This window comes from Pseudacidovorax sp. NFM-22 (assembly GCF_021401245.1).
GTDB lineage: Bacteria > Pseudomonadota > Gammaproteobacteria > Burkholderiales > Burkholderiaceae_C > Xenophilus.
Window position 1 is genome coordinate 985,027 of sequence record NZ_JACBFY010000001.1, and the last position, 26,171, is coordinate 1,011,197.

Annotated in this window: 31 protein-coding genes; 9 read left to right on the forward strand and 22 right to left on the reverse strand. The window is 69.7% G+C overall.

Annotated features, from left to right (window positions below; translation table 11 throughout):
- Positions 1 to 75 precede the first annotated feature (75 nt).
- Positions 76 to 1,401, forward strand: coding sequence for a voltage-gated chloride channel family protein (locus L0984_RS04380; protein WP_234192505.1), 1,326 nt, complete (start codon positions 76 to 78; stop codon positions 1,399 to 1,401).
- Positions 1,402 to 1,442: 41 nt separating this feature from the next.
- Here L0984_RS04380 and L0984_RS04385 read toward each other — a convergent pair whose 3' ends face one another.
- From L0984_RS04385 to nifE, 15 genes are all read right to left on the reverse strand, one after another.
- Complete coding sequence (locus tag L0984_RS04385) at positions 1,443 to 1,706, reverse strand: Txe/YoeB family addiction module toxin (protein WP_234192506.1); 264 nt, start codon at positions 1,704 to 1,706, stop codon at positions 1,443 to 1,445.
- Complete coding sequence (locus tag L0984_RS04390; protein ID WP_234192507.1) at positions 1,703 to 1,945, reverse strand: type II toxin-antitoxin system Phd/YefM family antitoxin; 243 nt, start codon at positions 1,943 to 1,945, stop codon at positions 1,703 to 1,705. Before L0984_RS04390 ends, L0984_RS04385 begins: the two co-directional genes overlap by 4 nt.
- A 104-nt stretch (positions 1,946 to 2,049) precedes the next feature.
- On the reverse strand, positions 2,050 to 2,841 hold the full coding sequence (locus L0984_RS04395) for a TOBE domain-containing protein (RefSeq protein WP_234192508.1): 792 nt from the start codon (positions 2,839 to 2,841) through the stop codon (positions 2,050 to 2,052).
- The gene (locus L0984_RS04400) at positions 2,834 to 3,619 is read right to left on the reverse strand and encodes a sulfate/molybdate ABC transporter ATP-binding protein (protein WP_234192509.1); all 786 of its coding nucleotides are present in this window, start codon (positions 3,617 to 3,619) and stop codon (positions 2,834 to 2,836) included. The genes L0984_RS04395 and L0984_RS04400 overlap by 8 nt, the downstream gene beginning before the upstream one ends.
- The gene (gene modA, locus L0984_RS04405) at positions 3,619 to 4,395 is read right to left on the reverse strand and encodes a molybdate ABC transporter substrate-binding protein (RefSeq protein WP_234192510.1); all 777 of its coding nucleotides are present in this window, start codon (positions 4,393 to 4,395) and stop codon (positions 3,619 to 3,621) included. Before modA ends, L0984_RS04400 begins: the two co-directional genes overlap by 1 nt.
- A 78-nt stretch (positions 4,396 to 4,473) precedes the next feature.
- Positions 4,474 to 5,181, reverse strand: coding sequence for a molybdate ABC transporter permease subunit (gene modB, locus L0984_RS04410; protein ID WP_234192511.1), 708 nt, complete (start codon positions 5,179 to 5,181; stop codon positions 4,474 to 4,476).
- Positions 5,182 to 5,245: 64 nt separating this feature from the next.
- A complete protein-coding gene (locus L0984_RS04415; protein ID WP_234192512.1) occupies positions 5,246 to 6,247 on the reverse strand; it encodes an LLM class flavin-dependent oxidoreductase in 1,002 nt (333 codons plus the stop codon).
- Entirely contained in the window at positions 6,244 to 6,852 is a 609-nt protein-coding gene (locus L0984_RS04420) for an oxygen-binding protein (protein WP_234192513.1), read from the reverse strand. The genes L0984_RS04415 and L0984_RS04420 overlap by 4 nt, the downstream gene beginning before the upstream one ends.
- Before the next feature lie 93 nt (positions 6,853 to 6,945).
- Positions 6,946 to 7,533, reverse strand: coding sequence for a nitrogen fixation protein NifQ (locus L0984_RS04425; RefSeq protein WP_370645896.1), 588 nt, complete (start codon positions 7,531 to 7,533; stop codon positions 6,946 to 6,948).
- 28 nt (positions 7,534 to 7,561) lie between these two features.
- Complete coding sequence (fdxB, locus tag L0984_RS04430) at positions 7,562 to 7,867, reverse strand: ferredoxin III, nif-specific (RefSeq protein ID WP_234192515.1); 306 nt, start codon at positions 7,865 to 7,867, stop codon at positions 7,562 to 7,564.
- A 47-nt stretch (positions 7,868 to 7,914) separates the two neighbouring features.
- Complete coding sequence (locus tag L0984_RS04435) at positions 7,915 to 8,115, reverse strand: CCE_0567 family metalloprotein (RefSeq protein WP_234192516.1); 201 nt, start codon at positions 8,113 to 8,115, stop codon at positions 7,915 to 7,917.
- 3 nt (positions 8,116 to 8,118) lie between these two features.
- Positions 8,119 to 8,613, reverse strand: coding sequence for a NifX-associated nitrogen fixation protein (locus L0984_RS04440; protein WP_234192517.1), 495 nt, complete (start codon positions 8,611 to 8,613; stop codon positions 8,119 to 8,121).
- Positions 8,606 to 9,025: a nitrogen fixation protein NifX gene (nifX, locus tag L0984_RS04445; protein ID WP_234192518.1), complete on the reverse strand. Its 420-nt coding sequence runs from the start codon at positions 9,023 to 9,025 to the stop codon at positions 8,606 to 8,608. The genes L0984_RS04440 and nifX overlap by 8 nt, the downstream gene beginning before the upstream one ends.
- A 38-nt stretch (positions 9,026 to 9,063) precedes the next feature.
- A complete protein-coding gene (nifN, locus tag L0984_RS04450; protein ID WP_234192519.1) occupies positions 9,064 to 10,494 on the reverse strand; it encodes a nitrogenase iron-molybdenum cofactor biosynthesis protein NifN in 1,431 nt (476 codons plus the stop codon).
- A gap of 11 nt (positions 10,495 to 10,505) precedes the next feature.
- Positions 10,506 to 12,068 carry a nitrogenase iron-molybdenum cofactor biosynthesis protein NifE gene (gene nifE, locus L0984_RS04455; RefSeq protein ID WP_234192520.1) on the reverse strand — a complete coding sequence of 521 codons (1,563 nt, stop codon included), beginning with the start codon at positions 12,066 to 12,068 and terminating at the stop codon, positions 10,506 to 10,508.
- 274 nt (positions 12,069 to 12,342) lie between these two features.
- Here nifE and L0984_RS04460 point away from each other — a divergent pair, with 274 nt between their 5' ends.
- Positions 12,343 to 14,556 (forward strand): TonB-dependent siderophore receptor, encoded by a 2,214-nt coding sequence (locus L0984_RS04460; RefSeq protein WP_234192521.1) that lies wholly within the window; start codon positions 12,343 to 12,345, stop codon positions 14,554 to 14,556.
- 31 nt (positions 14,557 to 14,587) lie between these two features.
- On the opposite strand, the gene L0984_RS04465 is transcribed toward L0984_RS04460, so the two are convergent.
- Genes L0984_RS04465 through L0984_RS04480 form a run of 4 tightly spaced genes read right to left on the reverse strand, consistent with a single transcriptional unit; the run spans position 14,588 to position 16,631 of the window.
- Positions 14,588 to 15,391 carry a hypothetical protein gene (locus L0984_RS04465; RefSeq protein WP_234192522.1) on the reverse strand — a complete coding sequence of 268 codons (804 nt, stop codon included), beginning with the start codon at positions 15,389 to 15,391 and terminating at the stop codon, positions 14,588 to 14,590.
- 14 nt (positions 15,392 to 15,405) lie between these two features.
- The gene (locus tag L0984_RS04470; protein WP_234192523.1) at positions 15,406 to 15,768 is read right to left on the reverse strand and encodes a hypothetical protein; all 363 of its coding nucleotides are present in this window, start codon (positions 15,766 to 15,768) and stop codon (positions 15,406 to 15,408) included.
- A gap of 31 nt (positions 15,769 to 15,799) precedes the next feature.
- A complete protein-coding gene (locus L0984_RS04475) occupies positions 15,800 to 16,285 on the reverse strand; it encodes a hypothetical protein (protein ID WP_234192524.1) in 486 nt (161 codons plus the stop codon).
- Positions 16,286 to 16,307: 22 nt separating this feature from the next.
- Positions 16,308 to 16,631 carry a hypothetical protein gene (locus L0984_RS04480; protein ID WP_234192525.1) on the reverse strand — a complete coding sequence of 108 codons (324 nt, stop codon included), beginning with the start codon at positions 16,629 to 16,631 and terminating at the stop codon, positions 16,308 to 16,310.
- A 193-nt stretch (positions 16,632 to 16,824) separates the two neighbouring features.
- Here L0984_RS04480 and L0984_RS04485 point away from each other — a divergent pair, with 193 nt between their 5' ends.
- Both L0984_RS04485 and L0984_RS04490 read left to right on the forward strand, forming a co-directional pair.
- Positions 16,825 to 18,030 (forward strand): AAA family ATPase, encoded by a 1,206-nt coding sequence (locus tag L0984_RS04485; RefSeq protein ID WP_234192526.1) that lies wholly within the window; start codon positions 16,825 to 16,827, stop codon positions 18,028 to 18,030.
- Between the two features lie 2 nt (positions 18,031 to 18,032).
- Positions 18,033 to 18,626, forward strand: coding sequence for a DUF4276 family protein (locus tag L0984_RS04490; RefSeq protein ID WP_234192527.1), 594 nt, complete (start codon positions 18,033 to 18,035; stop codon positions 18,624 to 18,626).
- A gap of 98 nt (positions 18,627 to 18,724) precedes the next feature.
- Here L0984_RS04490 and nifK read toward each other — a convergent pair whose 3' ends face one another.
- The 3 genes from nifK to nifH all read right to left on the reverse strand — a co-directional run bounded on the left by nifK (position 18,725) and on the right by nifH (position 22,789).
- Complete coding sequence (gene nifK / locus L0984_RS04495) at positions 18,725 to 20,284, reverse strand: nitrogenase molybdenum-iron protein subunit beta (protein WP_234192528.1); 1,560 nt, start codon at positions 20,282 to 20,284, stop codon at positions 18,725 to 18,727.
- A gap of 89 nt (positions 20,285 to 20,373) precedes the next feature.
- Positions 20,374 to 21,831 (reverse strand): nitrogenase molybdenum-iron protein alpha chain, encoded by a 1,458-nt coding sequence (gene nifD / locus L0984_RS04500; RefSeq protein ID WP_234192529.1) that lies wholly within the window; start codon positions 21,829 to 21,831, stop codon positions 20,374 to 20,376.
- A gap of 76 nt (positions 21,832 to 21,907) precedes the next feature.
- The gene (nifH, locus tag L0984_RS04505; protein ID WP_234192530.1) at positions 21,908 to 22,789 is read right to left on the reverse strand and encodes a nitrogenase iron protein; all 882 of its coding nucleotides are present in this window, start codon (positions 22,787 to 22,789) and stop codon (positions 21,908 to 21,910) included.
- Between the two features lie 405 nt (positions 22,790 to 23,194).
- On the opposite strand from nifH, the gene L0984_RS04510 reads away from it, so the two are divergent.
- The 5 genes from L0984_RS04510 to L0984_RS04530 are packed head-to-tail and all read left to right on the forward strand — an operon-like array spanning position 23,195 to position 26,151.
- Positions 23,195 to 23,659, forward strand: a complete 465-nt coding sequence (locus tag L0984_RS04510) for a group II truncated hemoglobin (RefSeq protein ID WP_234192531.1) — start codon at positions 23,195 to 23,197, stop codon at positions 23,657 to 23,659.
- A complete protein-coding gene (locus L0984_RS04515; RefSeq protein ID WP_234192532.1) occupies positions 23,656 to 24,264 on the forward strand; it encodes a hypothetical protein in 609 nt (202 codons plus the stop codon). The genes L0984_RS04510 and L0984_RS04515 overlap by 4 nt, the downstream gene beginning before the upstream one ends.
- A 17-nt stretch (positions 24,265 to 24,281) precedes the next feature.
- A complete protein-coding gene (locus L0984_RS04520; RefSeq protein WP_234192533.1) occupies positions 24,282 to 24,806 on the forward strand; it encodes an ankyrin repeat domain-containing protein in 525 nt (174 codons plus the stop codon).
- A 58-nt stretch (positions 24,807 to 24,864) separates the two neighbouring features.
- A complete protein-coding gene (locus L0984_RS04525) occupies positions 24,865 to 25,695 on the forward strand; it encodes an ankyrin repeat domain-containing protein (protein WP_234192534.1) in 831 nt (276 codons plus the stop codon).
- Between the two features lie 21 nt (positions 25,696 to 25,716).
- The gene (locus L0984_RS04530; protein ID WP_234192535.1) at positions 25,717 to 26,151 is read left to right on the forward strand and encodes an ArsC/Spx/MgsR family protein; all 435 of its coding nucleotides are present in this window, start codon (positions 25,717 to 25,719) and stop codon (positions 26,149 to 26,151) included.
- The last annotated feature ends 20 nt before the right edge of the window (positions 26,152 to 26,171 follow it).

Genomic DNA, 26,171 nt, shown 5'->3' on the forward strand with positions numbered 1-26,171 from the left:
CCTCGTCGGGAAGCTGTAGGCGCTCGCGTCCGCACTCGACGGCTGGGTCAGGTCCCTCCCCTTCGCATCGACGACATGACCCGACATTCCCGCTTCGAGCAGCTCGCCCTGCTGCGCTCGGTCGCCAAGTGGCTGCCCCTGGCCAGCCTGGTGGCCGCGCTGGCCGGCTCGGCCTCCGCCTTCTTCCTCTTCGCCCTGGACGCCGCCACGCGCTGGCGCGAGGCCCATCCCGCCATCATCTGGCTGCTGCCGCTGGCCGGTGCCGCGGTGGGCTGGATCTACTGGCGGCTGGGCAAGCAGGTGGAGGCCGGCAACAACCTCATCATCGACGAGATCCACGACCCGCAGAAGACCGTGCCGCTGCGCATGGCACCGCTGGTGCTGGGCGGCACGGTGGTGTCCCACCTCTTCGGCGCCTCGGTGGGCCGGGAGGGCACGGCGGTGCAGATGGGCGGCGCACTGGCCGACCAGCTGACCCGGCTGTTCCGCCTGGACAACGAGGACCGGCGCATCCTGCTGATGGCGGGCATCGCGGCGGGCTTCTCGTCGGTCTTCGGCACGCCGCTGGCCGGCGCCCTCTTCGGCCTGGAGGTGCTGGCCATCGGCCGCATGCGCTACGACGCGCTCTTTCCCTGCACCGTGGCGGCCATCGTGGCCGACCAGGTTGGCCAGGCCTGGGGCGTGCACCACACGCACTACGTGGTGAGCAGCGTGGCACCGGTGACGCTGTGGAGCGTGCTGGCCGTCACGCTGGCGGGCATCGCCTTCGGCCTCACCGGCCGGGTCTTCGCCGTGGCCACGCACCGGCTGGGCGGCTGGGTGCGGCGCTGGATCGCCTATCCGCCGCTGCGCCCCTTCGCGGGCGGCGTGGTGGTCGCGGTGGCCGTGTGGGCGCTGGACGCGCACCGCTACATCGGGCTGGGCATTCCCACCATCGTGGCGGCCTTCGAGGGCCCGCTCCCGCCGTGGGACTTCCTGGGCAAGATGGCCTTCACCGTCGTCTCGCTGGGCACCGGCTTCAAGGGCGGCGAGGTGACGCCGCTGTTCTACATCGGCGCCACGCTGGGCAATGCGCTGGCACCGCTGCTGCACATGCCGGTCTCGATGCTGGCCGGCATCGGCTTCGTGGCCGTGTTCGCCGGCGCGGCCAACACGCCGGTGGCGACCATCGTGATGGCCATGGAGCTCTTCGGGCCCGCCATCGGCCCGCTGGCGGCCATCGGCTGCCTCGCCAGCTACCTGAGTTCGGGGCACACCGGCATCTACCACGCCCAGCGCGTGGGCCAGGGCAAGTACCGGCACCTGCTGACGGATGGGCTACGGCTGTCGGAGATTGCGCAGTACCGGCTCAACGCCAAAGAGGACCGGGCAGCGTCGGCACCCGAACGCGATCGGCCATGACCGACGGCGTCCTCGCTGAAGCCATGGCGGCGAGCGGGACGTCACTCGTAGTGCGTCCACATCCTCAGCACGCGAACGGCCCGCTCTTGGGAGAACACCTCGTAGACCAGACGGTGCTGGATGTTGATGCGCCGGGAGTAGGCCCCCGCCAGATCGCCCACGAGCTTTTCATAAGGCGGCGGATTGCGGAACGGGTCCTCCGACAGCAGCGCCAGCAGTTCCTGCGCCTTTGGCTTCAGTCCCGCAGCAAGTAGTTTCTTCGCATCCTTCTGTGCATGCCTGGAGAACAGCAGCTGCCAGTTCACCAGTCCAGCTCCCGCGAGCTCTCGCTCAAGGGCTCGGCCATGCCTTCCTTGATGGACTCGCGCATGCCGGGGACCGACAGCAGGTAAAGCGTCTCCTGGATCGACTGCCAGTCCTCTGCCGAGACCAGCACGGCGCTGGTGCGCTTGCCGGCAATGTGGATGGGGCGATGGAACTCCGCGGCCTCGTCGATGAGGCGATAGAGCTTGGCGCGGGCTTCGCTGGCGGTCAGGGTGGTCATGCGGTTCTCCGATCGGCATAAATCGTACGTATTTTCGTACGATCACTCAATCGCCCGCCGACGTGGCTCCGGCAAGACTGCAACAACAGCAGCCCTTCTTGGTCCTAGGCCCGCATCGCCACCATCACCGAATACGCCTTGACCACCGCCGTCGCCGCCTGGCCGACGGCGATGCCCAGCGCATCGACCGCGTCGTTGGTGACGCTGGCCGTGATCACCGCGCCGCCGGGCAACGTCAGGCCCACGAGCGAGGAGACGGCGCCGCGCTCCACGCGCGAGACGGTGCCGGCGAACTGGTTGCGGGCCGACAGCTGGTAGCCGGCGAAGTCGGTCACCAGCACCACGGCCGAGGACTTGATGAGCGCGATGGCTTCCTTGCCCACGGCCGCCTGCAGCCGCGTGGCGGCGGCGCTGGTCATGGTAGCGACGATCTCCTGGCCACCGGCCAGGGCGATGGTCAGTTGCGTGGTGACGGGGCCGGCCTCGACGGCGCTGACGGTGCCGGCGAACTGGTTGCGGGCGGTGGTCTTCATGGCGATTCTCCGGAGAAGGCCGGCCAGGGCCGGCTGTTGGATGAGCAGGGCTTCCTGCGTGCGCAGGAAGTCGGCATGGGCGCCCTGCAGGCCGCGCCAGGCAGCCAGCAGCGCATGGCCGGCGGGCGTGAGCTGCGAGCCCCCGCCGCCCTTGCCGCCGATAGCGCGTGCCAGCAGCGGCTCGTTGGCTAGGTTGGAGGCCGTCTCCAGCAGCAGCCACGCGCCCTTGTAGCTGTAGCCCGCGGTGCGGGCGGCGCGGTTGATGGAGCGGGTGCTGTCGATGGCTTCGAGCAGGGCGAAGAAGCGCGCGTCCAGCCGGCCGGCCAGGCGCAGTTCGCCGTGCAGCAGCGTGGCGTCAGCCATGGGCGGCTCCCAGCAGGCGGCGCACCGCGGCGGCCTGCGGCGGCTCGGCCGCACGCGCGGCGCCGCCGCGCAGTTGCAGTTCGACGCCAGTGCCGCGGGCCACATCCACCTTCCGCACGGCGCGGCCCTGCTCGATGAGCACCGCTTCTTCCGCCAGCGCCAGCACGTCGTCGACGTCGTGCGTGATCATCAGCACGGGCAGTTGCCAGCGGGCGCAGACGGCGGCCAGCTCCTGCCGCAGGTCGTGGCGCAGCATCGGGTTGAGGGCGGCGAAGGGCTCGTCGAGCAGCAGCAGTTGCGGCTCGCAGGCCAGGGCACGCGCCAGGGCCACGCGCTGCTGCTGGCCGCCCGACAGCGCCGCCGGGCGCGCATTCGCCATCGATTCGAGGCCGAAGCTGGCCAGCAGCTCATCCACCCGTTGCGCGGAGCGCGCATCCAGCCGGCGGCGCCACCAGGTGGTGAGGCCGAAGCCGATGTTCTGCCGCACGCTCAGGTGCGGAAACAGCGCGTAGTGCTGGAACAGGTAGCCCACGCGGCGCTGCTGGGTCGGCAGGTCGATGCCCGCGCCGGCATCGAAGAGCGTGCGCCCGCCGATGCGCACATGGCCGCGCGCAGGCCGCAACAGGCCGGCGACCGCCTGCAGCGTGAGCGACTTGCCCGCGCCCGACGGCCCGTACAGCGCCACCATGCGGGCGTCGCTGCCGAAGCAGGTGCGCAGCTCGAAGCGGCGCTGGCCGTCGCTCACCGCCAGTTGCAGGTCGATGTCGATCAGCGCCATCAGGAGGGCTGGCCGAAGCCGTACTTGTTCAGCACCTCCATCGCGGGCGGCGTCGACAGGAACTGGATGAAGTCCCTGGCCAGTGCCTTCTGGCGACTTTCGCTCACCACCACGATGGGGTAGCTCACCGGCGTGTGGCCGGTGGCGGTGAAGGCGATCTTCACCTTGTCGCCGCCGATGGCCGCATCGGTGCGGTAGATGAAGCCGGCGTCCACCTCGCCACGCGCCACGTAGTCGAGCACCTGCCGCACGCTGTCGGCGTAGACGAAGCGGGGCTCCAGCGCGCTCCACAGGCCGGCCGCGTCCAGCGACTCCCTGGTGTAGCGGCCGACGGGCACCGTGGCCGTCTTGCCGATGGCGATGCGCTTGACGGCAGGGCCGGCCAGGTCCTTGACCGACGCCAGCGCCGGGCCGCCCTGCGCGGGCACCACGGCCACCACGGTGTTGAGGGCGAAGTCGCGCTTGCTGTCGGCGTCGAAGAGCTTCTTCTCGATGCCTTGCGTCACCGTGGCCTGGTCGGCGCTGGCGAACACGTCCACCGGAGCGCCCTGGGCGATCTGCTGGATCAGCGTGCCCGAGGCCGCGAAGTTGAAGACCAGCTTGACGCCCGGATGGCTGCCTTCGAACTTCGGCGCCAGCTCCTTGAAGGCATTGGTCAGGCTGGCCGCGGCCGACACCGTGAGTTGCTGGGCGGCGGCCAGCGCCGGCAGCGCGGCCAGGGCGAGCAGGGCCAGGCCGCGGCGGGTGAAGCGGATCAGGGACGGGGGACGGGACATGAGGGACTCCTTCTCGACAGATGCGACAGATTCGACAAAGACGATGCGATGAGGGATGCGGCCGGCGTGCGGTGCGGCTCAGCGCGGCGACAGGAAGCGGTTGGACACCACCAGCAGCGCCACCGACAGCACCGAGGTCACCAGCACCAGCAGCAGCGCCGTGCGGTCCTCGCCGGCCTGCACGGCGTCGTAGATGGCCATCGACAGCGTCTGGGTCCGGCCCGGGATGGAGCCGGCCACCATCAGCGAGGCGCCGAACTCGCCCATGGCGCGGGCAAAGGCCAGCAGCGTGCCGGCCAGGATGCCGGGCCAGGCCAGCGGCAGCGTGACGCGCACGAAGCTGCTCCAGGCCGACTGGCGCAGCGTGCGGGCGGCGGCCTCCAGGCTGCGGTCGACGCCGCCGAAGGCCGCGCTGGCCGACTTGAGCACCAGCGGCAGCGCCACCACCGCCGAGGCCACGACGGCACCGTGCCAGTTGAAGACGATCGTGTAGCCGAAGTGTTCGTACAGCCAGCCGCCCACCACGCTCCGCCGCCCGGCCAGCACCAGGATCGCGTAGCCGATCACCGTAGGCGGCAGCACCAGCGGCAGGATGCAGATCGCCTCCAGCACGCTGCTGCCGGCAAAGCGGCGCCGGGCGAACAGCCAGCCCAGCGCCGTGCCCGCCACCAGGGCCAGCACGGTCGCCACGCCCGCCACCTTGAGCGACAGCAACAGCGGGTGCCAGTCGGTGGCTTGGAGGCTTTGCGACAGATCCGACAGGGCGGACGGTGGGCTTTGCGACATTTGCTACGTAGTCCAGTACATAACGGTTGGGGGTGCAATATACGCGCCAGCGTTGTGAAGCCGGTCACACGGCGGGCGCCACGTCCCGCATGAACAGGGAGAGGGCCTCGCGTGCCGCGGCCGGCGCGTGCACGGCCGGCTTGAGCAGCAGCAGGTGCGGGCCCAGTTGCGCCTGCAGCAGGCGCAGCCGGGCCGCGCAATGGGCCGGATCGCCGATCACGGCGTTGGCCAGGATCGTGTCGTCGTCGGCGTCCGGGCGGAACATGGGCGGCCTGCCCTGCGCTCCGAATTCCACGCCCATCAGCTGCGGATAGGCCCGCACGGCCGCCAGCCCGTGGGCGACGGCGCGGCCATGGTCCGGCTCGCAGTGGAAGAAGCGGGCGATGGCGAAGCGCCAGCTGTCGGGCCGGGCCGCGCGCTCTGGGGCGATGGTGGCGGCCACCTTGGCGAGGTCGGCCGAGGGCGTGGCCATGAGGCCGTGGCCCTCCTTCGCCGCCAGCTGCAGCGCCTCGGGGCTCAGGCTGGCCAGCCACACGGGCACCGGCTGCTGCAGCGGACGCGGGTGCACCGACAGGCCGCGGCTGCGGTAGTGCCGCCCCTCGAAATCGACGGCGTCCTCGCGCCACAGGCGGCGGATGAAGGCCAGCGCCTCCAGCAGACGCTCGCGCGCCTCGGCCTCGGACGCCACGCCGGCATGCCGGTACTGGGCCGGAAAGGGCCCACCGCGCGCCACGCCGAACTCCATGCGCCCGCCACTGAGCAGGTCCAGGGCGGCCATGTCCTCGGCCACGCGCACCGGGTCGTTCAGCGGCAGCAGCGCGGCGCCGGTGCCCAGGCGGATGCGACGCGTGCGCGCCGCCAGTTGGGCCAGCAGCACCATCAGCGCGCTGCCGATGGCGAAGCGGCTGTGGTGATGCTCGGCCACCCAGACGGAATGAAAGCCCAGCGCCTCCGCCAGTTCGCCGGTGAGCAGGGTCTGCGTCAACGCGTCGCGAGGGTCGCCGTCGGGGTCTTCCACGTTGAGGAAGACACCGTAGCGCGCAGCGATTGCCGACCCCTCGCTCATCGCACGCCTCCCGCGGCGGCGGGCCCCGCTTCCAGGAACCAGCTGCGCACCGTGTCGTAGGGATAGCGGGTGAGCCCGGCATGGCGGCTGCGCGGCGCCATCAGGTGCACCGACAGCGGCTCGGCCCAGCGCCAGAAGTCGGCCCGCAGGCCGGGCGTCCAGCCCGCGTCGTCGAAGGCATGCCAGAGCTGCACCAGCCACAGCTCGCGGCCTTCCTCATCCAGCAGCAGCGGCAGGCCCGAGCCGGCGCGCAGCCGCGCGTGCCGCCCGCTGTAGAAGAGCGGCCCGCCGCAGGACTCGACCACGAAGTCGGCAACACGCTGCTCCACGCAGCCGACGCACCGGCCCGCGCGGGCGAAGAGCGGCGTGCGGCGCAGCCGCTGCATGTGCAGGTGCACCAGCCGGCGCAGGCCCTCCTCGCTGCACTGCGCCAGCAGCCGGTGCGCCGGCTGGGGCAGCAGCGGCAGGCAGGGGGCTTCGGCGAGAGCCGGCCCGGCACCGGGCGGTTCGCCGGCCGGCCAGTGAAGCGTGAGATAGCAGGCCCGGTCGCAGGGCACCCAGCGGGCGCCCCGGGACACGGGTTGGGCGGATTGGAAGGCGGACATGGCGGCTTCGTCGGTTTTGTCAGGACGGTCGACGTGTTATGTAGTTCACTACATTGCGTCAGCCATCCTCGTGCAAGCCGCGTGCCCGACGCGTCAGGCCCGCGCCAGGCCTTCCTCCGGCCCGAAGCACAGGCCATGGTCGGTGCAGACGCCGCAGCTGGGCGACTTGCAGACGAAGATCTCTTCCCGCTCGCACAGCTGCTTGTAGAAGAACTTCTTCCATTTCATGTCGCCGGTGTTGCGGGCCGCGAGCGCCGGGAACCAGCCGCCGATCAGCGCCGAGAGTTCGCGGCGCGAGGGCAGGAACAGGTCCTGCCACAGGTGGTTGCCACCCAGGCTGGCGCAGGCCAGCGCATGGGCGACCGAGCGCCCATCCTCGGCGGGGCCGGCCGCGGGCGAGAGATGGTCGAGCAGCAGCGCCACGAGGTCCTCGACCTCGTCCTGCCGCGGCTCGGGGCGTTCGGCACCCTCGAGCGCCAGCCAGTCCAGTCCGAGCGCCGCGTCGGCACCGGGAAAGCGGCGCGCCATCACCGCGCGCGTGGCCGCTGCCGACAAGCCCGTGAGGGGCAACCACTGCGTGCCATGGTCGGCAAAGGCCGCGCCGATGACGCCGGCCAGCGCCAGGCTGGCGGGATCGCCCGGCTGCACGGCGCAGGCCAGCAGCAGGGCACGGGGATGCAGGGCCTGCGCATTCATCGCCGCACCGCCCCTACACCTGCGCCGCGGCGTGCGTGTAGCACTTCTTGGGGCAGATCTTGGCGCAGGCCGTGCAGCCGATGCACAGCTCCTGGTGGGCGATGGTCATCACCTTGCGCTCGTACTCGTCGTCATCGTCGTCGTCGCCAGCGAGGGCGATGTGCTCGCCCTCGTCGTCCAGGCCGACGAGTTCGAGCACGCCGCGCGGGCAGACCTTGAAGCAGCGGCCGCAGCCGATGCACTTGCCTTCGTCCAGTTCGGCGACGAAGGTGGGCGTCCAGGTGGCGCCGCTGGGCAGGGTGACGTTGAAGGTGGTCATGGCTGGCTCGGGGCTGGCGGGGTGCGGGCCATCAATCAATCAATTAATCAGGCTGCTGCCGCGGCGGCGGCCTGGCGGGCCGCCATCAGCGCGGCATGGGCGTCGTGGCAGCGCTGGGCCACCTCCAGGATGCGCTCCCAGCCGGTGGGCAGCTCTTCCGACAGGTCATGCAGGTCCATCTTGGCCTGCACGGCCTGGGCGTTGAGCTTCTTGAGGCGGGCTTTCAGTTCTTCGGCGGTCTCGGCCATGGCTCATGCTCCGTAATTCGCGACTTCGGGGTAGGTGCGGATCATCTGCACCGCCTCGTCCAGGAACTTGCCGCCGGCCTCCGCCAGCTTGGCCAGCGACGGAAAGCCGAAACGGTGCACGTCGCGCAGCTGCTTGTTGACCACCACCAGCCGCCCCGCGATGAGCACCATGCGGCCGAAGCCCTCGTGGCTCATCTTCATCATGGGCGAGACCATCTGCTTCGTCTCGCGCTCGATGGCCACCGCGATGGCGTTGTAGAACAGCTCCAGGTGCCACAGCGTCTCGGGGTCGGGGTCGCCCATGATCGGAATGGCACGCCGCTCCTCGGGCGTGAGGATGTAGGGCTTGAGCAGCTGCAGGTCGCTCTTGCCTTCCCAGGTGCCGTGGGTGTCCTGGGCGCGCAGCTGCTTGACGAGTTGCTGCACGAAGGGCGACGCCAGGTGCGCCGCGTCGTCGTCGGCCGCCGGGGCGGCGGCCAGGGTTGCTTCTTCAGCCATGGGGATGGGCTTCCTCTTCGTCCTCGAAATCGAAAGCACGGCCACCGTCCTTGGCCAGCGCCTTGCGCAGCCAGGGTGGGGGCGTGCCCTTGAGCACGTCCTGGAGCTTGTCCAGGATCTCTGCAATGGGTTCGGGCTGCGGCACCTTGATCGGATGGATCTTCAGCGCCACCACCCGTGCCGCGCCCGAGCCGCCGATGGCCGCCACGTACAGGATGGCGCAGTCGCGGATGGCGTCCAGCTTGGGCGCGAGCTTGTCCTCGTCGCCGTCCTCCTCCAGCTTGCCGCCGAAGTCGAAGCTCTCGACGAAGCGGTGGCCCTCGGGCGTGACCTCGTAGACGACGATGGCCTTGGCCCAGCCGAAGTGGGCGTCGACGTGGACCTTGTCCTGGGTGGCGAATGCGATCTTCATGGCAGCTCCGTTCGGTGCGATGCGGGGAATCGGGGGCGTCAGGCGCTGGCGGCGGCCACGGCCGCGTGGTCGCCACCGCAACCGCAGCCCGTGCCGCACGCCGGGGCGGACTTCGGCGTCGGCTGCGCCGCGCGCAGCGCCTCGGGCGTGAGCGGCCAGTCGCCTTCGTGGTGGTGCGGGATCTGCTCGATCATCAGGTTGGCGATCTCGAAGATCAGGTTCATCGTGCCGCGGTAGCCCACATAGCGGCGGTGCGAATTGCCGATGCGGTCGAACACCGGAAAGCCCACCCGGAAGAAGGGCTTGCCCAGCCGCTCGGCCATCTGCCGACCATGCGAATGCGTGACCAGCAGGTCGCAGTCGGCCTCGGCCGCGGCGCGCTCCATGTCCTCCAGGTCGCCGATCAGCACCTGCGCCGCCGGCAGCAGCGCATGCGCGGGCGAGGCCGTGGTGCTGACGCACACCTTCAGCTCGGCGCCCATCTCGTGCAGCAGGCTGCCCACGGCCAGCAGCAGGTCGGGCTCGGCGCCGATCGCCACCTTGGTGCCGCCGGTGTAGAAGTGGCCATCGAGCATCGCGTCCAGCAACTGGCTGCGCTGGCGCCGGTACTTGGCCGGTACGGGGCGTCCGCTGAGCTGCGACAGCCGCTGCATCAGCCGGTCGTTGCAGGCCAGACCGGTGAGGCGCTCGTGCACCTCGAAGGGTGTGCCGGCGATGGCCTGCAGCGCCTTGGCCGCATCGCGCATCTGCTCGCCCACCGCCAGCGTGAAGGCCGAGGCGCCGGCGGCGCGGATCTCTTCCACCGTCGTGCCGCCCAGCGTGGTGCCGCGCCAGTCGGGCGCGATGTGGCCGTCGAGCGAGCCCGACAGGTCCGGCAGCACCACGGCCGTGAGGCCGAAGGCCTCGACGATCTCGCGCAGCTCGTCGATGTCGGCCGGCGAGAGATGGCTGCCCGGCAGCAGCGTGAGCTGGGTGGCGACCGGGGGCAGCGGCTTGACCAGGGTGCGGACGATGGCCGTCACCGCGTGGCGGTAACCGTCCTCGAAGGCGCCCACGTAGTCGGGCGTGGAGACATAGACGATCTCCGTGCCCGCCAGCTCGGGCTTGCGCTGGCGCACCAGGGCCAGGAAGCCCTCCACATCGTCGCCCTTGGTCTCGGTCAGGCCGGTGGAGCAGATCGCGATGATGCGCGGCGCCGCGCGCTGGTGGATGTTCATCAGCGCGGCTTCGATGTTCTCGTAACCGCCCAGGATGGTGGTCACCTCGTTCATCGCCGTGGTCTGCAGCGGAATGGCTTCCTTGAAGTGGCGCACCAGCAGCACCAGCCCGAAGGAGGTGCAACCCTGCGAGCCGTGCATCACGGGCATGCAGGCATCCAGTCCCATGAAGGCGAAGCTCGCCCCCAGCGGCTGGCTCATCTTGAGCGGATTGACCGCGCAGGCTTTCTTCGATTCGACGACCTCGGCCATGGTGCGACTCCTCAGGCGGGCATTTCGTCGAGGGTCAGGCCCATGGCGCTGCGCGCCACGTCGGCCAGGAAGGCCAGGCCCGGCAGGGGTGCGCAGTCGGCCAGGGCGGCCGGCTGCGGGGCCTGCGGCGGAATGGGCGCGGGCGCCGGCACCGGCGTGCCCGCGGTCACGGCGCCCAGGCTCTCGCCGTCGTCGCCCCAGGGTGCGGGAATGCGCACCTGCTGCCACACGGGGTTGGACAGCGCCCGGTCCACCTGGTGCACCAGCTCCACCATGCCTTCGTAGCCGCCATAGGGGTAGTAGCGCTCCTGGTTGATGTCCAGCCAGGGCATGCGGGCCTTGAGCGCCACGAACTGCGAGCGCCCGCCCGACAGCATGATGTCGGCCTTGGCGTCGCGCAGCATGGCGTACATCTGGCGCGGCGTCATGTCGTCGATCATGTGGGCGTCGTCGCCCATGATCTCCTTGATCTTCTCCTTGTCTTCCTTGGTGGACTTCTTGATGCTGGTGCCCACCACCTCGATGCCGGCCTCCTGCAGGGCCGACACCACCGACCAGGACTTCACGCCGCCCGTGATCAGCAGGGCCCGCTTGCCGGCCAGCCGCTCGCGGTAGGTGGCGATGCGCTTCCAGGCGCGGGCCTCCTCCACCTCGACCAGCCGCTCGGTGCGCGCGATCAGGTCCTCGGGCGCTCCCTGGCGCACCAGCAGCCGCGCGATGTTGCGCAGCGTCTCGCTCATGTCGGAAATGCCGTAGAACGAGCCTTCGAAGTACGGAATGCCCCAGCGCTGCTCCATGCGGGTGGCGATGTTGATCATCGACTTGGAGCACACCATCATGTTCACCTTGGCGCGGTGGCTGCTGGCGATCTCGTTGTAGTGGCCGTCGCCCGAGATGCACGAGAGCACGCGCACGCCCAGTGCATCGAGCAGCGGCTTGGTCTGCCACAGCTCACCCACCAGGTTGTACTCGCCGATGATGTTGATGTCATAGGGCGTCGTGTACTCGGGCTCGCGCGTGCCGATCACGTAGTCCAACACCGACTCGCCGCCCAGCTTGTTGCCCAGGTTCTTGGGGCCTGCGAAGCCGGGCGAGTTGACCGGGATCACCGGCTTGCCGAACTTCTCGCTGGCGCGCTTGCACACGGCCTCGATGTCGTCGCCGATCAGCGCCGTGACGCAGGTCTGGTAGACGAAGACGGCGGGCGGGTCGTACTTCTCGATGATCTCGCGCACGCTCTTGAAGAGTCGCTTCTCGCCGCCGTAGATCACGTCCAGCTCGTTGATGTCGGTGGTGAAGCCGGTGCGGTAGAGCTGCGAGCCGCTGCTGGCGCTGTGCCGGTTGTCCCAGGAGTTGCCTTCGCAGGCGATGGGGCCGTGCACGAGGTGCGCCACGTCCACGATGGGCTGCAGCGCGATCTTGGCGCCGTCGAAGGCGCAGCCGCCCGCTGCCGCACCGGGCGACAGCTGCTTGGTGCAGCCCTTCTTCTTCTCCTTGGCGCCCTTGGCCTGGTTCTTGTCGCAACCGGGTTCGTCGAACACCTGGGCGATCTTGGCTTTGAGCGAGGGGGACATCGGAAGGCTCCTTGCACGTGGCGTGGGTAGCGGCTTCATTGCAGGTTCGGTGCCAGGGCCTATGCGTGCGAAACCCCACGCAGAAGCGGCTTTGCGGCAGGCCTGTGCCTCGGGCCGTGGCGGGTTTGAAGCAATCGCGACATTCGCGCCAACCGGCCGTCGGGGCCGGTGCCCGTTCCTATAATCCGCGCCGTCCGCGCGCCCCGTCCGGGGCCGCATCCCGCGCCAGCCAGCCGCTGCCAGCCGCGCACCTCCTTCCTCCCGGAGTCCGGCTGTGCCCTCGCTGCCCCCTCGCCATCTGCCACCCCGGCGCCCGCGCGCCCTGGCCCCTTCCCGACAACATGCCTCGTGGCCCCTGGCCCTGGTGCTCGCCGGCCCGCTGCCGGTGTGGGCGCAGGACGCGGCCCCGGCCAGCCCCCAGCTGCCCACCGTCCAGGTGGAGGACGACCGGGTGCTTGACCTGCGGCAGGACGGCTCGGCCGCCCGCGGCTACCGGCCCCGCACCGCCGCACAGATCGGCCCACTGGATGCCCGGCCGCTGCTGGAGACGCCCTACTCGGTCAACGTGGTGCCGCAGGCCCTGATCGAGAACCTGCAGGCCACCAAGCCCGACGACGTGCTGCGCATCAACCCCGTCACCCAGCTCACCACGCCGCAGTCGCGCTTCTTCACCGGCGTGACGGTGCGCGGCTTCAGCCTGGGCGCCACCAAGCGCATCGACGGCATGCCCAACACCAACATGGTCAGCGTCGACATGGAGGACAAGGAGCGGCTGGAGGTGCTCACCGGCCTCTCCGGCTTTCTCTGGGGCGCTGGCAACGTGGGCGGCACGCTCAACTACGTGCTCAAGCGGCCCACCTACGAACCCCTGCGCAGCATCACGGCAGGCGTGACCGAGGGCCGCAACGGCTATCTGCATGGCGACTTCGGCGGGCGCATCGACGACGGCGGCAAGCTGGCCTACCGGCTCAACGTCGTCGGACAGGACGGCGACACGGCCACCGACCACCAGTCGATCCGGCGCGGCCTGGTCAGCGGCGCCCTCGACTGGAACCTGAGCGACCGGCTGCAGCTGCAGTTCGATGCGTCGCGCAGCGTCTACCGCATGCGCGGCAGCGAGGCCTACTGGAGCGCTGCCACGGGCGCCAGCTATCCCTCGGCCGACCGCGCCCGCAGCAACTTCTACGGCCAGCCCTTCACGCTGACCGACACCGCGCAGGACCATGTGGCCAGCCGCCTGCGGTGGCAACTGAGCGACAGCGTGGTGGTGCGCGCCGGCCTGGCCCGCCGCACCAGCCGCTCCGACCTCGTGGTGGCCAACAACAGCTTCATCGCCGGCAGCGACGGCCGCTACCTGATGCAGACCAGCGCCTGGGAGTACCCCGACTACCTGAACCAGGGCGCCTATGCCTACGCCGACTGGCGCTTCGCCACCGGGCCGGTGCAGCACACCCTGACCGCCGGCTGGTCGGCCGACCGCACCACCGCCACCAACTACCGCTCGTCCGCGGGCGGCTGGACCACGCTCACCAGCATGCCGGTGAGCTTCGGCCAGCCCGTGTACCTGGCGGACCCCGGCCTCTCGCCCACCGGCAGCAAGTACCTGGCCCAGCGAACGCTGCGCCGCAACGTGCTGCTGGGCGACGACATCCGCTTCAACGACCAGTGGTCGGCCCTCGTCGGCGTGAACCAGGCGGGCATCCTCGACACCGGCTACGACGCCAGCCGCACCAGCACCAGCCGTTACGACGACAGCCGCGTCACGCCCACGGCGGCGCTCACCTACAAGCCGATGCCCTGGCTGTCGCTCTACGGCAGCACCATGCGCAGCCTGGAACAGGGCGGCGTGGCCGCCGCCACCTACAACGGTCGCCTGGTGAGCAATGCCGGCGCGGTGATGGCGCCACTGCAGAGCAGGCAGGTCGAGCTGGGCCTCAAGGCCGAGGCACGCGACGTGCTGTGGACGGCCGCCCTCTTCAAGATCGACAAGGGCCTGCAGTACTACGACGTGAGCGGCAGCGGCCCGGTGACCTATGTGCAGGACGGACGGCAGGTGCACCAGGGCCTGGAGTTCACCGCCACGGGCAAGCCCATGCGCAACCTGACGGTGGTGGGCGGCCTGACGCTGCTCGACGCCAAGGTCAAGGAGAACCACCAGACGCCCGCCCTGGAAGGCAAGACGCCCATGAACGTGGCCGAGCGCAGCGCCAAGCTCTACCTCGAATACGACCTGGACGGCGTGCCCGGGCTCACGCTGACCGGCGGCGCCTTCTACACCGGCCCGCAGTACGCCGACGCGGCCAACACCCAGCGCCTGCCCGGCTTCGCCACCTTCGACCTGGGCCTGCGCTACACCCTGCGCGCCGCCGGCCTGCCGCTGACCTTACGGCTGAACGTGGCCAACGTCGCAGACAAGCGCTACTGGCTCAATGCCAACTACCTGGGCAGCCCGCGCACGGTGGCGCTGTCGGGGCAGGTCAAGTTCTAGGAACGGCGTCCCTCAGTCCGGCCGAAGCCGCTCAGCGCGAACTGGCCGATCCACCCAGCGCACGCGCCACCGCCAGGGCACGCGCCTGCGGATCGGCCCCCGCCCGCGCGAAGGCCGCCAGTGCGCGCCGCATGCGCGGTGCCTTGGCGTAGTCGGCTTCGCCGTGGCCGGCATAGGCGGCAAAGTCGCAGATGCACACCTGCAGCAGCTGCTCGAAGCGATCGGGCCGCGCCACGGCCTCCACCCGCGCCAGCAGCTCGGCGATGGGGCCGGCACGCATGTCGCTGGCGCGGTGCACCCGGTCGGCCTCGGCGATGGCCAGGCCCGCCAGGTCCAGCGCCTCGACAGGCAGCGTCATGCGGCCGGCCAGGTCCCGCAGCCGGGCCTGGCCGCGAACTTCGTGGCCCACATGGCTGGGCCAGCAGTGGGGCGGCGTGCCCGCCATGCCGAACTTGTGGGCCAGCACCGCGAAGCGCACCGCCAGCGGCGCATGGCGCCGCGCGGCCATGGCCAGGGCGCGCAGCTGATGCTCGCCCACGTCCACCGGCAGAGGCTCGTCCGACAGATGGGGCACGCCGAAGAGCGCGTCCAGCTCCGGCAGGAAGCGCCGGAGACCTGCGCAGGCCCGCAGCGCCAGGAAAAAGCCGGGCGGATGCGGCGCCATCAAAGCCCGCTGCAGCGCGGCACCAGCCTGCGCGGGCGTCAGCCGCTCGATGGCATCGCGCTGCACGGCACTCACCATCAGGGCCAGCTCGGCCGCATCGGGCACTGCCGCGGCGCTCTGGGCCGCGGCCAGGGCGATGCGGATCAGCGGCTGGCCGACGGCCTGCGACACCCTGGCCCCTGTGATCAGTAATCGGTGTCGAACCACGCCGGCTCTTGCCGGCGCAGCTGCTCGATGAGGTGCACGGTGGCGGGCAGCAGCGCGCGCACCGCGTACCAGACCGCATCGCGGCGCGCCGTTCCGTCGTCGGCCAGCAGCCGTTCGAGTTCGCCCCAGCTGCGCCAGTCGACCCAGGCCAGGCGGGCCTGCAGCGCCGCGGGCAGATGGGCCAGGGTCTGGGCCGCGATCAGCAGCTGCGCCTCGACAGCGGCCAGGGTGTTGCGGCTGGCGAAGAGTTCGGGCTCACCCGACATCTCGCGCGTGAGTCGCTCCACCGCCTCGGCGCACTGGCGCACGATGTCGCATTGAAGGCGGGGCAGCATGGGCATGGCGGTGAGGGCAAGGCGGGCGCGGCGACGGTCACTGGTCGTCGGCCAGCACCTCCAGCTCGACGAGCTGCTGGTGCAGCGCGCGCCGGGCCCACCAGCGCGCCTCGCCGGCCAGGCGCGGATCGGCGCCTTCGAAGGCGGCGATGGCCTCGGCGTCGCTCCAGTAGAGGCAGGCGACGCCGCCGCGCGCCGACAGGGCCGCGGCCAGCGCCTCGCGCGGGGGCACCGGCTCGGGCCGAAGCACGCCACGGCCGAGCAGGTGGTCGGCGCGGTACAGCGGCGTGTGCCAGCCATGCGCATCGCCCAGGGCGCAGATGGCCGGCAGCGCGGCCCGGGCCGCGGCATCGGGCGCATCGTGGCCCGAGGCGGCCAGCAGCTCCTGCGGTGTGAGCACGTCGTGGATCTCCCAGGGCTGCAGCGCGTCGGTGGCAGCCACCTTGCGCGCGAGGTCGGCCTCGTCGTGGGCGAACCAGGCCCGCGGCATGCCCGCGGGCGGCAGTTCCAGCACATGGATCATGCGACCGGCCTCCGCGCCCGGGTCATTCCACACCGTCCGCCACCGCCTTGGCCCAGGCGGCCCGGCGGATGCGCTGCGCCAGCGCCTGCGGCCGGGCGTCGAGGTCCTCGCGCCGCGCGGCCGCGAGCGCGCCCTGCGCGATGGCCGCCTGCTCGTGCGTGAGCGGCAGGCGCCCCGCCACATGCGTGGCACCGGGCACCGCCCGCAGGATGGCCTGCCGGTTGGGATGCTCGAGGATCTCGACCAGCCGGTCGGCCTCGGGCACACCCGCCAGGCAGACCCAGCCGTCCATTACCTCGACGCGGCGGCCGTCTTCGGTCGTCTTGATCAGCACTCCATGCGACATTCGAGCTCCTGCGGTGAGAACCAGTGCATGCGCCATGCAGGTTCGATGCCATGCCGCGGGTGGCCCGAAGCCGACAAACGCGACGACATTCCAGCCATTGCCTTCAATGCCGCCGCCTGGTGGGCGACGCAGCGAATCGGAGTCGACGCTGCCCTGCCGCGATTGCCGCAAAATCCCGGCCTCTGGAGACCTTATGGGACTTTACTTTTCTCGCGTCGAACTGAAGAACTGGCGCAACTTCAAGACGGCCGATGTGGCGCTGGCCCACAGAGTGTTCCTGATCGGCCCAAACGCAGCAGGCAAGTCGAACTTCCTCGATGTCTTCCGTTTTCTGCGCGACCTTGTGACCGAGGGCGGCGGCCTGGTCAGCGCGTGCAACAGTCGCGCGCGCGGCGGGGTGGGCAAGATCCGCTCGGTCTACGCCCGAAACAATCCCGACATCGCGATCCATGTCGAGGTCTCGAGCACGGAGGATGGACAGCCGCGCTGGCGCTATGAGCTGGGCTTCGGCACCACCTCTTCCAAGGACGACACCCCTGCCGTGCGGCGCGAAGCCATCTACCGCTGGAGCGAAGTCGATGCCAGCTTCGTATCGATGCGACAGGAGCGGCCCGACAGATACGACGTGGACGACCCGGTACGTCTTCGTCAGACCCTGATCCAGCAGACGTCGGAGAACAAGGACTTCCGCGAGCTGGCGGAGTTCTTCCAAAGCGTGCATTACCTCCATCTGGTGCCGCAGCTGGTGCGCGAGGGCCAGGACCCCGTTCCGGGAACCATCGGCCTGGATCCCTTCGGCAGAGACCTGCTGGATCGCATCCGCCACACGCGAAAGTCGACGCAAGAGGCTCGCCTCAAGCGCATCGGCGAAGCGGTCAAGCTGGCCGTGGAGCCCCTGGAGAACCTGGAACTCACGATCGACGACAAGGGCCGGCCCCACCTGCAGGCCTCGTTCCAGCACTGGCGCCCGCGCGGCGCCTATCAGGACGAGCGACAGTTCTCCGACGGCACCTTGCGCCTGGTGGGCCTGCTGTGGTCGCTGCAGGAAGCGGGCGGCCCCCTGTTGCTCGAAGAGCCAGAGCTCTCGCTGCACACAGCCTTCGTCGCCCGCCTCGCGCCCTTCATCGCCCGTGCGCAGAAGCGAAGCAGCGGCCGGCAGATCCTGCTGTCCACGCACAGCGCGGGACTGCTCAGCGACGAAGGCATCGGGCCGGACGAGATTGTGTTGATCCGGCCGGCCAAGGCAGGCGCCAAGGCCGGCGAAGGCTCGGAAGCGGTGTCGGGTGCCTCGCAGGCCCAGATCCGTTCACTGATGGAAGCCGGCCTGACCGCTGCCGAAGCCGCCCTGCCCAGAACCGAGCCGGCCCAGGCGGAGCTGTTCGGCCGTCAGCCCATCTGACCATGTTCGATGCGGTATTCGTGGAAGGCGATCTGGAAGTCGCCGTGGTGCCTGCATTGCTGGGCGCCTGTGGCATCGGCGTCGATCCGCACACGATCATCAACAAGCGCGGAATCCAGAACTTCTGGAAGGACGTGCCGCGGCTGAACAAGGCCGCGCAGCACAAGCGCATCTTTGCGCTGGCCGACCTCGAACAGGAGCCATGCCCGAGCGATGCCATTGCGTCGCGGCTGGGCGGGGCGCCCCATCCGCAGTTCATCCTGAGGCTGTCGGTGCGCATGACGGAGTCGTGGCTGTTGGCCGATGCTGCCGCCATGGCGCCTTACCTTGGCATCGCTCGGAAGCTCGTCCCGACCGATCCGGAGGCATTGCCCAATCCGAAGCAAACCCTGGTCAACCTCGCGCGCCGTTCGAGGCTGCGCCATATCCGGGACGGCATCGCGCCGGAGCCGGGAACCAGCCGGCCCGTGGGCGTGGATTACCTGCCCCTGCTTTCGGACTTCGCGAGGACCCGGTGGGACCCGGACCGCGCCAGTGCATCGAGCCCGAGCCTGGCACGGGCCCTGGGTCGGTTGAGGCAATACGCTGGCGCATAGACGCCCGTCAGCCCCCGCGGCCTCCTTGCCGGCAAAGCCGCTGGTCGCCGCGTGGTGCACCTCAGCCGCCGCCGCGAGGGCGGCCGGGGCGATCACCCTCAGCGGATGATGTCGTAGCTGTAGTCCGTCTGGCCCGGGACGATGGTGTTGGCGTCCAGGGTCTCGAAGAACTCGTCCAGCAGCATCACCAGCGTGCGCAGCGCACCCTCGTAGCCCCAGGTGGGATAGCGGTGGTAGTGGTGGCGGTCGAAGATCGGGAAAGTCATGCGCACCAGGGGCGTCTTGGTGTCGCGCTCCAGGTACTTGCCGTAGGTGTTGCCGATCAGGAAGTCCACCGGCTCGGTGAACAGCAGCGAGCGCAGGTGCCACAGGTCGCGCTTGGGATAGACCTTGCAGCCGGCACCGTAGGGCGACGCATCGAACAGCGCCTGCACCTTCGCGGCCCAGTCGTCGTTGCCGTTGGTGGCCAGCACATGCGCCGGCTCGGCGCCCAGCTCCAGCAGGAAGCGCGTGGTGCCCAGCATCTGGTCCGGGTCGCCGTACAGGGCGAAGCGCTTGCCGTGCAGGTGGGCCTGGCTGTCGGCCATGGCGTCCACCAGTTGGCCGCGCTCCTTCTCCAGCTCGGCCGGGATGGGCTTGCCCGTCAGGCGCGAGATGGCCATCAGGAACTCGTCGGTGCCGGCCACGCCCAAGGGCGCGTTCAGCACCACGACTTCCTGGCCGTGCTCGGCGATGAACTTGCTGGTCTTCTCGCAGCAGTACTCCTGGAAGACGATGGTGGCCTTGGCATGCAGCGCTGCCTCGACCTCTTCCTTGGTGGTGCCGCCCTCGTACATGCGGAACTCGCCGTCGGTGGGCGTGTTCCAGGTCTCGGAGGGATCGCACAGCACGTTCACCTTCACGCCGAAGAGCGAGAAGATGCGGCGGATCTCCTTCATGTTGCCCACGACGAAGCCGTCGAAGCCGCCGATGAAGTTGATGCTCTCGTCGGGAACGCGCTCCAGCTTGGGCGCCGTGCCGGCCTTGCCGTCCCAGAAGTGCTTGAGGATGCCCAGCAGCGCGTTGTCGTAGCCGGTGATGTGGCTGCCGACGAAGGCGGGCGTGTGGGCGAAGGGCACGTCGTACTCGGCCGGCACGCTGCCCTTCTGCTTGCTGTTCTTGATGAAGGCGTCCAGGTCATCGCCGATCACCTCGGCCATGCAGGTGGTGCTGACCGCGATCATCTCGGGCTTGTACAGGTTGTAGGCGTTGGCCAGGCCGTCGATCATGTTGTTCAGGCCGCCGAACACCGCCGCGTCCTCGGTCATCGAGGAGCTGACGCAGGAGGTCGGCTCCTTGAAGTGGCGGCTGAAGTGGCTGCGGTAGTAGGCCACGCAGCCCTGCGAGCCGTGCACGAAGGACAGCGTCTTGTGGAAGCCGTTGGCCACGTACACCGCACCCAGCGGCTGGCAGGCCTTGGCCGGATTCACGGTCAGCGAATCGCGGGCGAAGTTCTTCTCTTTGTAGTCCTCGGTCTTGGTCCACTCGATGACCTGCTTGATCTTGTCGTCGGGGTGGTTGAACTCGAACTCCGCCTTCTTGCGGGCGAAAATGTCCTGGTATTCCGGCTCGCGGAACAGCAGTTCGTGGTCGAGGATCTTGTCGGCGGATTGGGGCATGGCGGGCTCCGATGGAAAAGAGGTCGTGGGGCGGCTCGGGCGGCCCGCGCACGGGGTGCGCGCGGGCCGCGGCGTTGCGCAGGCGTGGGTCAGGACTTCCAGGGCGCCTTGGTCAGGCCCCAGATCGGCGAGCTGATCGCCATGTCCATGTCGCGGGCGAAGATGGCGAAGCCGTCGTAGCCGTGGTAGGGGCCCGAGTAGTCCCAGCTGTGCATCTGGCGGAAGGGCACGCCCATCTTCTGGAAGACGTACTTCTCCTTGATGCCGGAGCCGATCAGGTCGGGCTTGATCTTGTCGACGAAGTGCTCGAACTCGTAGCCGGTCACGTCGTCGTAGATCAGCGTGCTGTCCTTGATGTAGTGCGTGGTGCGCTGGTAGTCGTCGTTGTGGCCGAACTCGTAGCCCGTGCCCACCACTTCCATGCCCAGGTCCTCGTAGGCGCCGATCACGTGGCGCGGACGCAGGCCGCCCACGTACAGCATCACCGTCTTGCCCTGCAGGCGCGGCTTGTACTTGTCGACCACGGCCTGCATCAGCGGCTTGTACTTGGCGATGACCTTCTCGGCGTTGGCCTTGATGGTGTCGTCGAAGTGGCTGGCGATCTCGCGCAGGCTCTTCTCGATCATCGTGGGGCCGAAGAAGTTGTACTCCACCCATGGGATGCCGTACTTCTCTTCCATGTGCCGGCTGATGTAGTTCATCGAGCGGTAGCAGTGCAGCACGTTGAGCTTGGCACGCGGCGTGTTCTCCAGCTCGGCGATGGTGCCGTCGCCCGACCACTGGGCGATCACGCGCAGGCCGATCTCTTCCAGCAGGATGCGGCTGGACCAGGCGTCGCCGCCGATGTTGTAGTCGCCAATGATGGCCACGTCGTAGGGCGTGGAGACGAAGTCGGGGCGCTTGTCGGGGTCGACCTTGTCGAACACCCAGTCGCGGATGGCATCGTTGGCCAGGTGGTGGCCCAGCGACTGGCTCACGCCGCGGAAGCCCTCGCAGCGCACGGGCACGATGGTGTGGCCTTCGTACTCCTTGCTCTTCTTCTTGCTGACGGCCTCGATGTCGTCGCCGATCAGGCCGATGGGGCATTCGGACTGGATCGAGATGCCCTTGTTCAGCGGGAACAGCTCCTGGATCTCGTCGATGATCTTGTCGAGCTTCTTGTCGCCGCCGAAGACGATGTCCTTCTCCTGGAAGTCGGAGGTGAACTGCATCGTCACGAAGGTGTCCACGCCGGTGATGCCGATGTAGTAGTTGCGGCGTGCGGCCCAGCTGTACTGGCCGCAGCCCACCGGGCCGTGGCTGATGTGGATCATGTCCTTGATGGGACCCCAGACCACGCCCTTGGAGCCGGCGTAGGCACAGCCGCGGATGGTCATCACGCCCGGCAGGGATTTGATGTTGGACTTCACGCCGCAGTCGGGCTTGCCTTCTTCGAAGGTGCCCAGGTGCTTGGCGCGCCGCTTGGCCATCTTCTCGGGATAGGCCTTCAGCACTTCATCGATCAGGGCCTTGTTCGCGGCCTTGCGCTCTTCAACGGTGGCGGTCATGGGGGATGCTCCGTAAGGATGGAAAGGGGGCGGCGCCGGGCCCCGCCGCGCGGGGCCCGGGCTTGCGCGCCTGGAATCAGGCGGCCAGTTCGGCCGCGGCCTTGCCGACCTGCGACTCGTCGATCTGCTTCATGATCCCGTGCTCCATCAGCAGGTCTTCCAGCTGGTCCATGGTGATGGGCGTGGGGATGGTGCCGTTGCCGGCGTTGTTGTGCACCTTGCGGGCCAGCTGGCGGTACTCCTCGGCCTGCTTGGATTCGGGCGCGTACTCGATCACCGTCATGCGGCGCAGCTCGGCGTGCTGCACGATGTTGTCGCGCGGCACGAAGTGGATGAGCCGGCTGCCCAGCATCTTGGCCAGCGACTCGGCCAGCTCCAGCTCCTTGTCGGTCTGGCGCTCGTTGCAGACCAGGCCACCCAGGCGCACGCCGCCGCTGTTGGCGTACTTCAGGATGCCCTTGGAGATGTTGTTGGCCGCGTACATGGCCATCATCTCGCCGGACATGACGATGTAGATCTCCTGCGCCTTGTTCTCGCGGATGGGCATGGCGAAGCCGCCGCACACCACGTCGCCGAGCACGTCGTAGGAGACGTAGTCCACGCCGTCATAGGCGCCGTTCTCTTCGAGGAAGTTGATCGAGGTGATCACGCCGCGGCCGGCGCAGCCGACGCCGGGCTCCGGGCCGCCGGACTCGACGCAGCGGATGTCCTTGTAGCCGATCTTCATCACGTCCTCGAGCTCCAGGTCCTCCACCGAACCGGCTTCCGCCGCCAGCGAGAGGATGGTGTCCTGGGCCTTGGCGTGCAGGATCAGGCGGGTGGAGTCGGCCTTGGGGTCGCAGCCGACGATCAGGATCTTCTGGCCCAGCTCGGTGAGCGCGGCCAGCGTGTTCTGGGAGGTGGTGGACTTGCCGATGCCGCCCTTGCCGTAGAAGGCGATTTGCCGAAGTTTGGACATTGCGATTACTCCAATGAGAGTGAAGGGTTGAAAGGTTGCGTTGCAGAAAGCCGCGCCCATGTCAGCCTGTCGTGGTCCTGCTGTAGCTCTTCTTGTCGGGGTCACGCATCGGCCGGACTTGTGTCCGCGCAGCCCTTCTTCGCAGCTTCCATGCCATGCCCCTTCGAGCGGCATGGAATCCCTCGAAAAGGCCACTCTCCAGAGGGAGAAAGGCCCATTCGTCCTCTATTCAAGGGGCGGAATCGGGCCTTGTACGGTTCGCGACAAACCCTGCATCGCGCGTCGCGAACGGCGGCGTTCGGCCGCACACCGCACGCCCGCCTGTCGCACATGTCGCACCTGTCGTGTTTTTGACCGCCCTGTCGGACGCAAAGGCGCTGGTATGCCGATTGCAGAACGCTGTCCATGACCGCGTCCGTTGCCACGACCCCATCACCGCCGAACACGCACTACGAGCGCCTGGGCGGCGATGCGGCCATCGCGCGGCTGGTGGAGGCCTTCTACCGCCACATGGACACCTGGCCCGGCGCACACGGCATACGCGCCATGCACGAGCCCGACCTCGGCCCAACCAAGGCAGTGCTGGTGCTCTACCTGCGCGAATGGCTGGGCGGGCCGAAGGACTATTCCGCCCATCGCGGCCATCCGCGGCTGCGCATGCGCCACGGCGGCTTCGCCATCGGCGCTGCCGAGCGCGACGCCTGGCTGGCCTGCATGCAGGCCGCCCTGCAGGCCGTGGACGCCGACGCCGGGCTGCAGGCCGAGCTGATGGCCGCCTTCTTCAAGACCGCCGACTGGATGCGCAACACCGACACCCGGACGGCCCCCCAGCACCCCCTTTCCCTCACCACCCTCAAGGAAGCCCCATGACCGCCACGGCCACCCAGACCGAGATCCAGGACACCGCCTTCGCGCGCCTCGAAGCCGAAGGCCGCCTGCTCAACCCGGTGCTCAAGGCGCCCACCCACAAGCCGGGCCGCTTCGGCTTCCGCGGCGAACTGGCACTGCGCTTCTCGGTCAAGCTGGCCGACGAGGCCCGCCCGCCCGAACTCACCTGCGACCAGGTGATGGCCGTGGCCACCGCCGGCAGCACGCACCTGCCCTTCTTCTGCGGCTGGCTGCTGTCCTTCGAATCGCTCAAGGACGTGGCCGAGACGCTGGGCGACACGCTCAGCGCCGGCGGCAAGTACTTCCTCTTCTGCGACAACATCGACCTGTCGAAGAAGTACCAGGTGCCCTACAAGGGCGCGATGTTCTACGTGCTGCCCATCCTGGAGAACACGGTCTACAACGAGATGCTCGAACTGCTCTACCTGGAGAAGGGCGATCTCAAGAAGAAGGACACCGCGGGCAAGCTCGACGCCGTGGCCGATGCGGCGCTCAAGTTCGACGTCACCTTCGACACCATCACCTACGCCGAAGGCCTGGAACTGATGGGGCCGGTGCGCAACCCCAACGAGAACCGGCCGGTTTGAAGCCGGACGGCGCCGCCATGCCCGCCCCGCTTCCCGCCCACGGGCCCGGTGTCCTGGAAGACGAGCCGCCCATCGCCCGCCTGCCACCCGCGCGGGCCGGGTCTGCCACCGTGCTCTCCACCTGGCTGGCGCAGCAGGGCTTTCCGGGCCCCTTCGCGCGTGCCGAGGACGGCGAGACCGCCCTCATGCGCGCCGCGTGGCTGGGCAACACGGCGGCGACGGCCACGCTGCTGGGCCGCGGCCTGCCGGTCGATGCCGAGGACGACCAGGGCCGCACCGCGCTCTGGTATGGCTGCCTGCAGGGCTGGCCCGCCACCATCGTGCAACTGCTGCAGGCCGGGGCCGACATCGACCATGCCGACGACGACGGCCTCACCTGCCTGATGCAGGCCGCCGCCAGCGGCCGCGCCGAGCTGATGGCGCTGCTGCGCCAGCTGGGCGCCAGCCCCGCCCCCTGCGCACCCGACGGCCGCGCCGCGGCCGACATGGCGGCCGATCGCGCGCGCGAGCTGCTGCGCCATGCACGGCGGCTGAGCGCCTGAGCGTCCTGCACGACGAGCGCATCCGCACCGAAGCGCCCTGCCCCACCTGAGCCCCGCCATGACCGGACAACGCACCTACCGCCGCATCACCGCCGCCGAACTGCCCGCCTGGCGCGAGCGCCATCCCCAGGCCCTGGTGCTGGACGCGCGCGACGCCGCCCACCATGCCCGGGACGCCCTGCCCGGCGCGCTGTGCCTCGGCCGCGACAACCAGGACGCCCTGCTGCTGCACACCGACCGCCGGCGGCCCGTGCTCATCTACTGCTACCACGGCCGCGCCAGCCAGACCTGGGCGCAGATGTTCGCGGACTTCGGCTTCACCGAGGTGGTGGACCTGATCGGCGGCCATGCGGCCTGGCTCGCCCACGCGCAGGCCGCCGCGCGGCCGGCCGATCTGCACCTCGTGCCGCCCGCCGCATCCGCCCGCCCCGTGGCGCCGGCACTGGCCGGCTGGCTCGCGCAGCAGGGCCTGGCCGGACCGGAGGCCCGGGGCGCCCACGGCAACACGCCGCTGATGCTCGCCGCCTGGCGCGGCCAGACGGGCGCGGTGCAGGCCCTGCTGGCCCACGGCGTGGCACTGGACGCCACCAATGCCGATGGCAACAACGCCCTGTGGCTGGCCTGCGTGCATGGCGAGCCGGCGCTGATCGAGCGCCTGGTGCGGGCCGGCGTGCCGCTGGACCATGCCAACAAGGTCGGCGCCACCTGCCTCATGTACGCCTCCTCCGCCGGCAAGACCCCGGTGCTGCGCACCCTGCTCGCCCTGGGCGCCGACTGGCGGCCCCGCACGCAGGACGACTTCACCGCGCTGGACATGGCGGCCAACCTCGAATGCCTGCAGCTGCTGCGCGAGGCCGAGCGCCGCGCGCGGCCCGCGCTGGCGGCCTGAGCAGCGGTGAACGAGCCGGCCATGGCCCACATCGTCTTCTACGAGAAGCCCGGCTGCGGCGGCAACGCGCGGCAGAAGGCACTGCTGCGCGGCGCCCGCCACACGCTGGAGACCCGCGACCTGCTCGCCTGGCCCTGGACGGCCGCCGCGCTGCTGGACTTCCTGTCGCCGCTGCCGGTGGCACAGTGGTTCAACCGCGCGGCGCCGCGCGTCAAGTCGGGCGAGGTGGTGCCCGAGCAGCTGGACGCCGAGGCCGCCCTGGCCCTGCTGCTGGCCGAACCGCTGCTCATCCGCCGCCCGCTGATGCAGTGGGGCGACAGCCGCCTGGTGGGCTTCGACACGCAGCAGGTGCACGACTGGGTGGGCCTGGGCCCCAACGCCCCGGCACCCACGGCGCTGGAAGGCTGCGCCGCCGCGCCCCATGCCGCGGGGGGCTGCCGCGCCCCAACGTCCTGAGATCCCTTTCCCGCCACCTG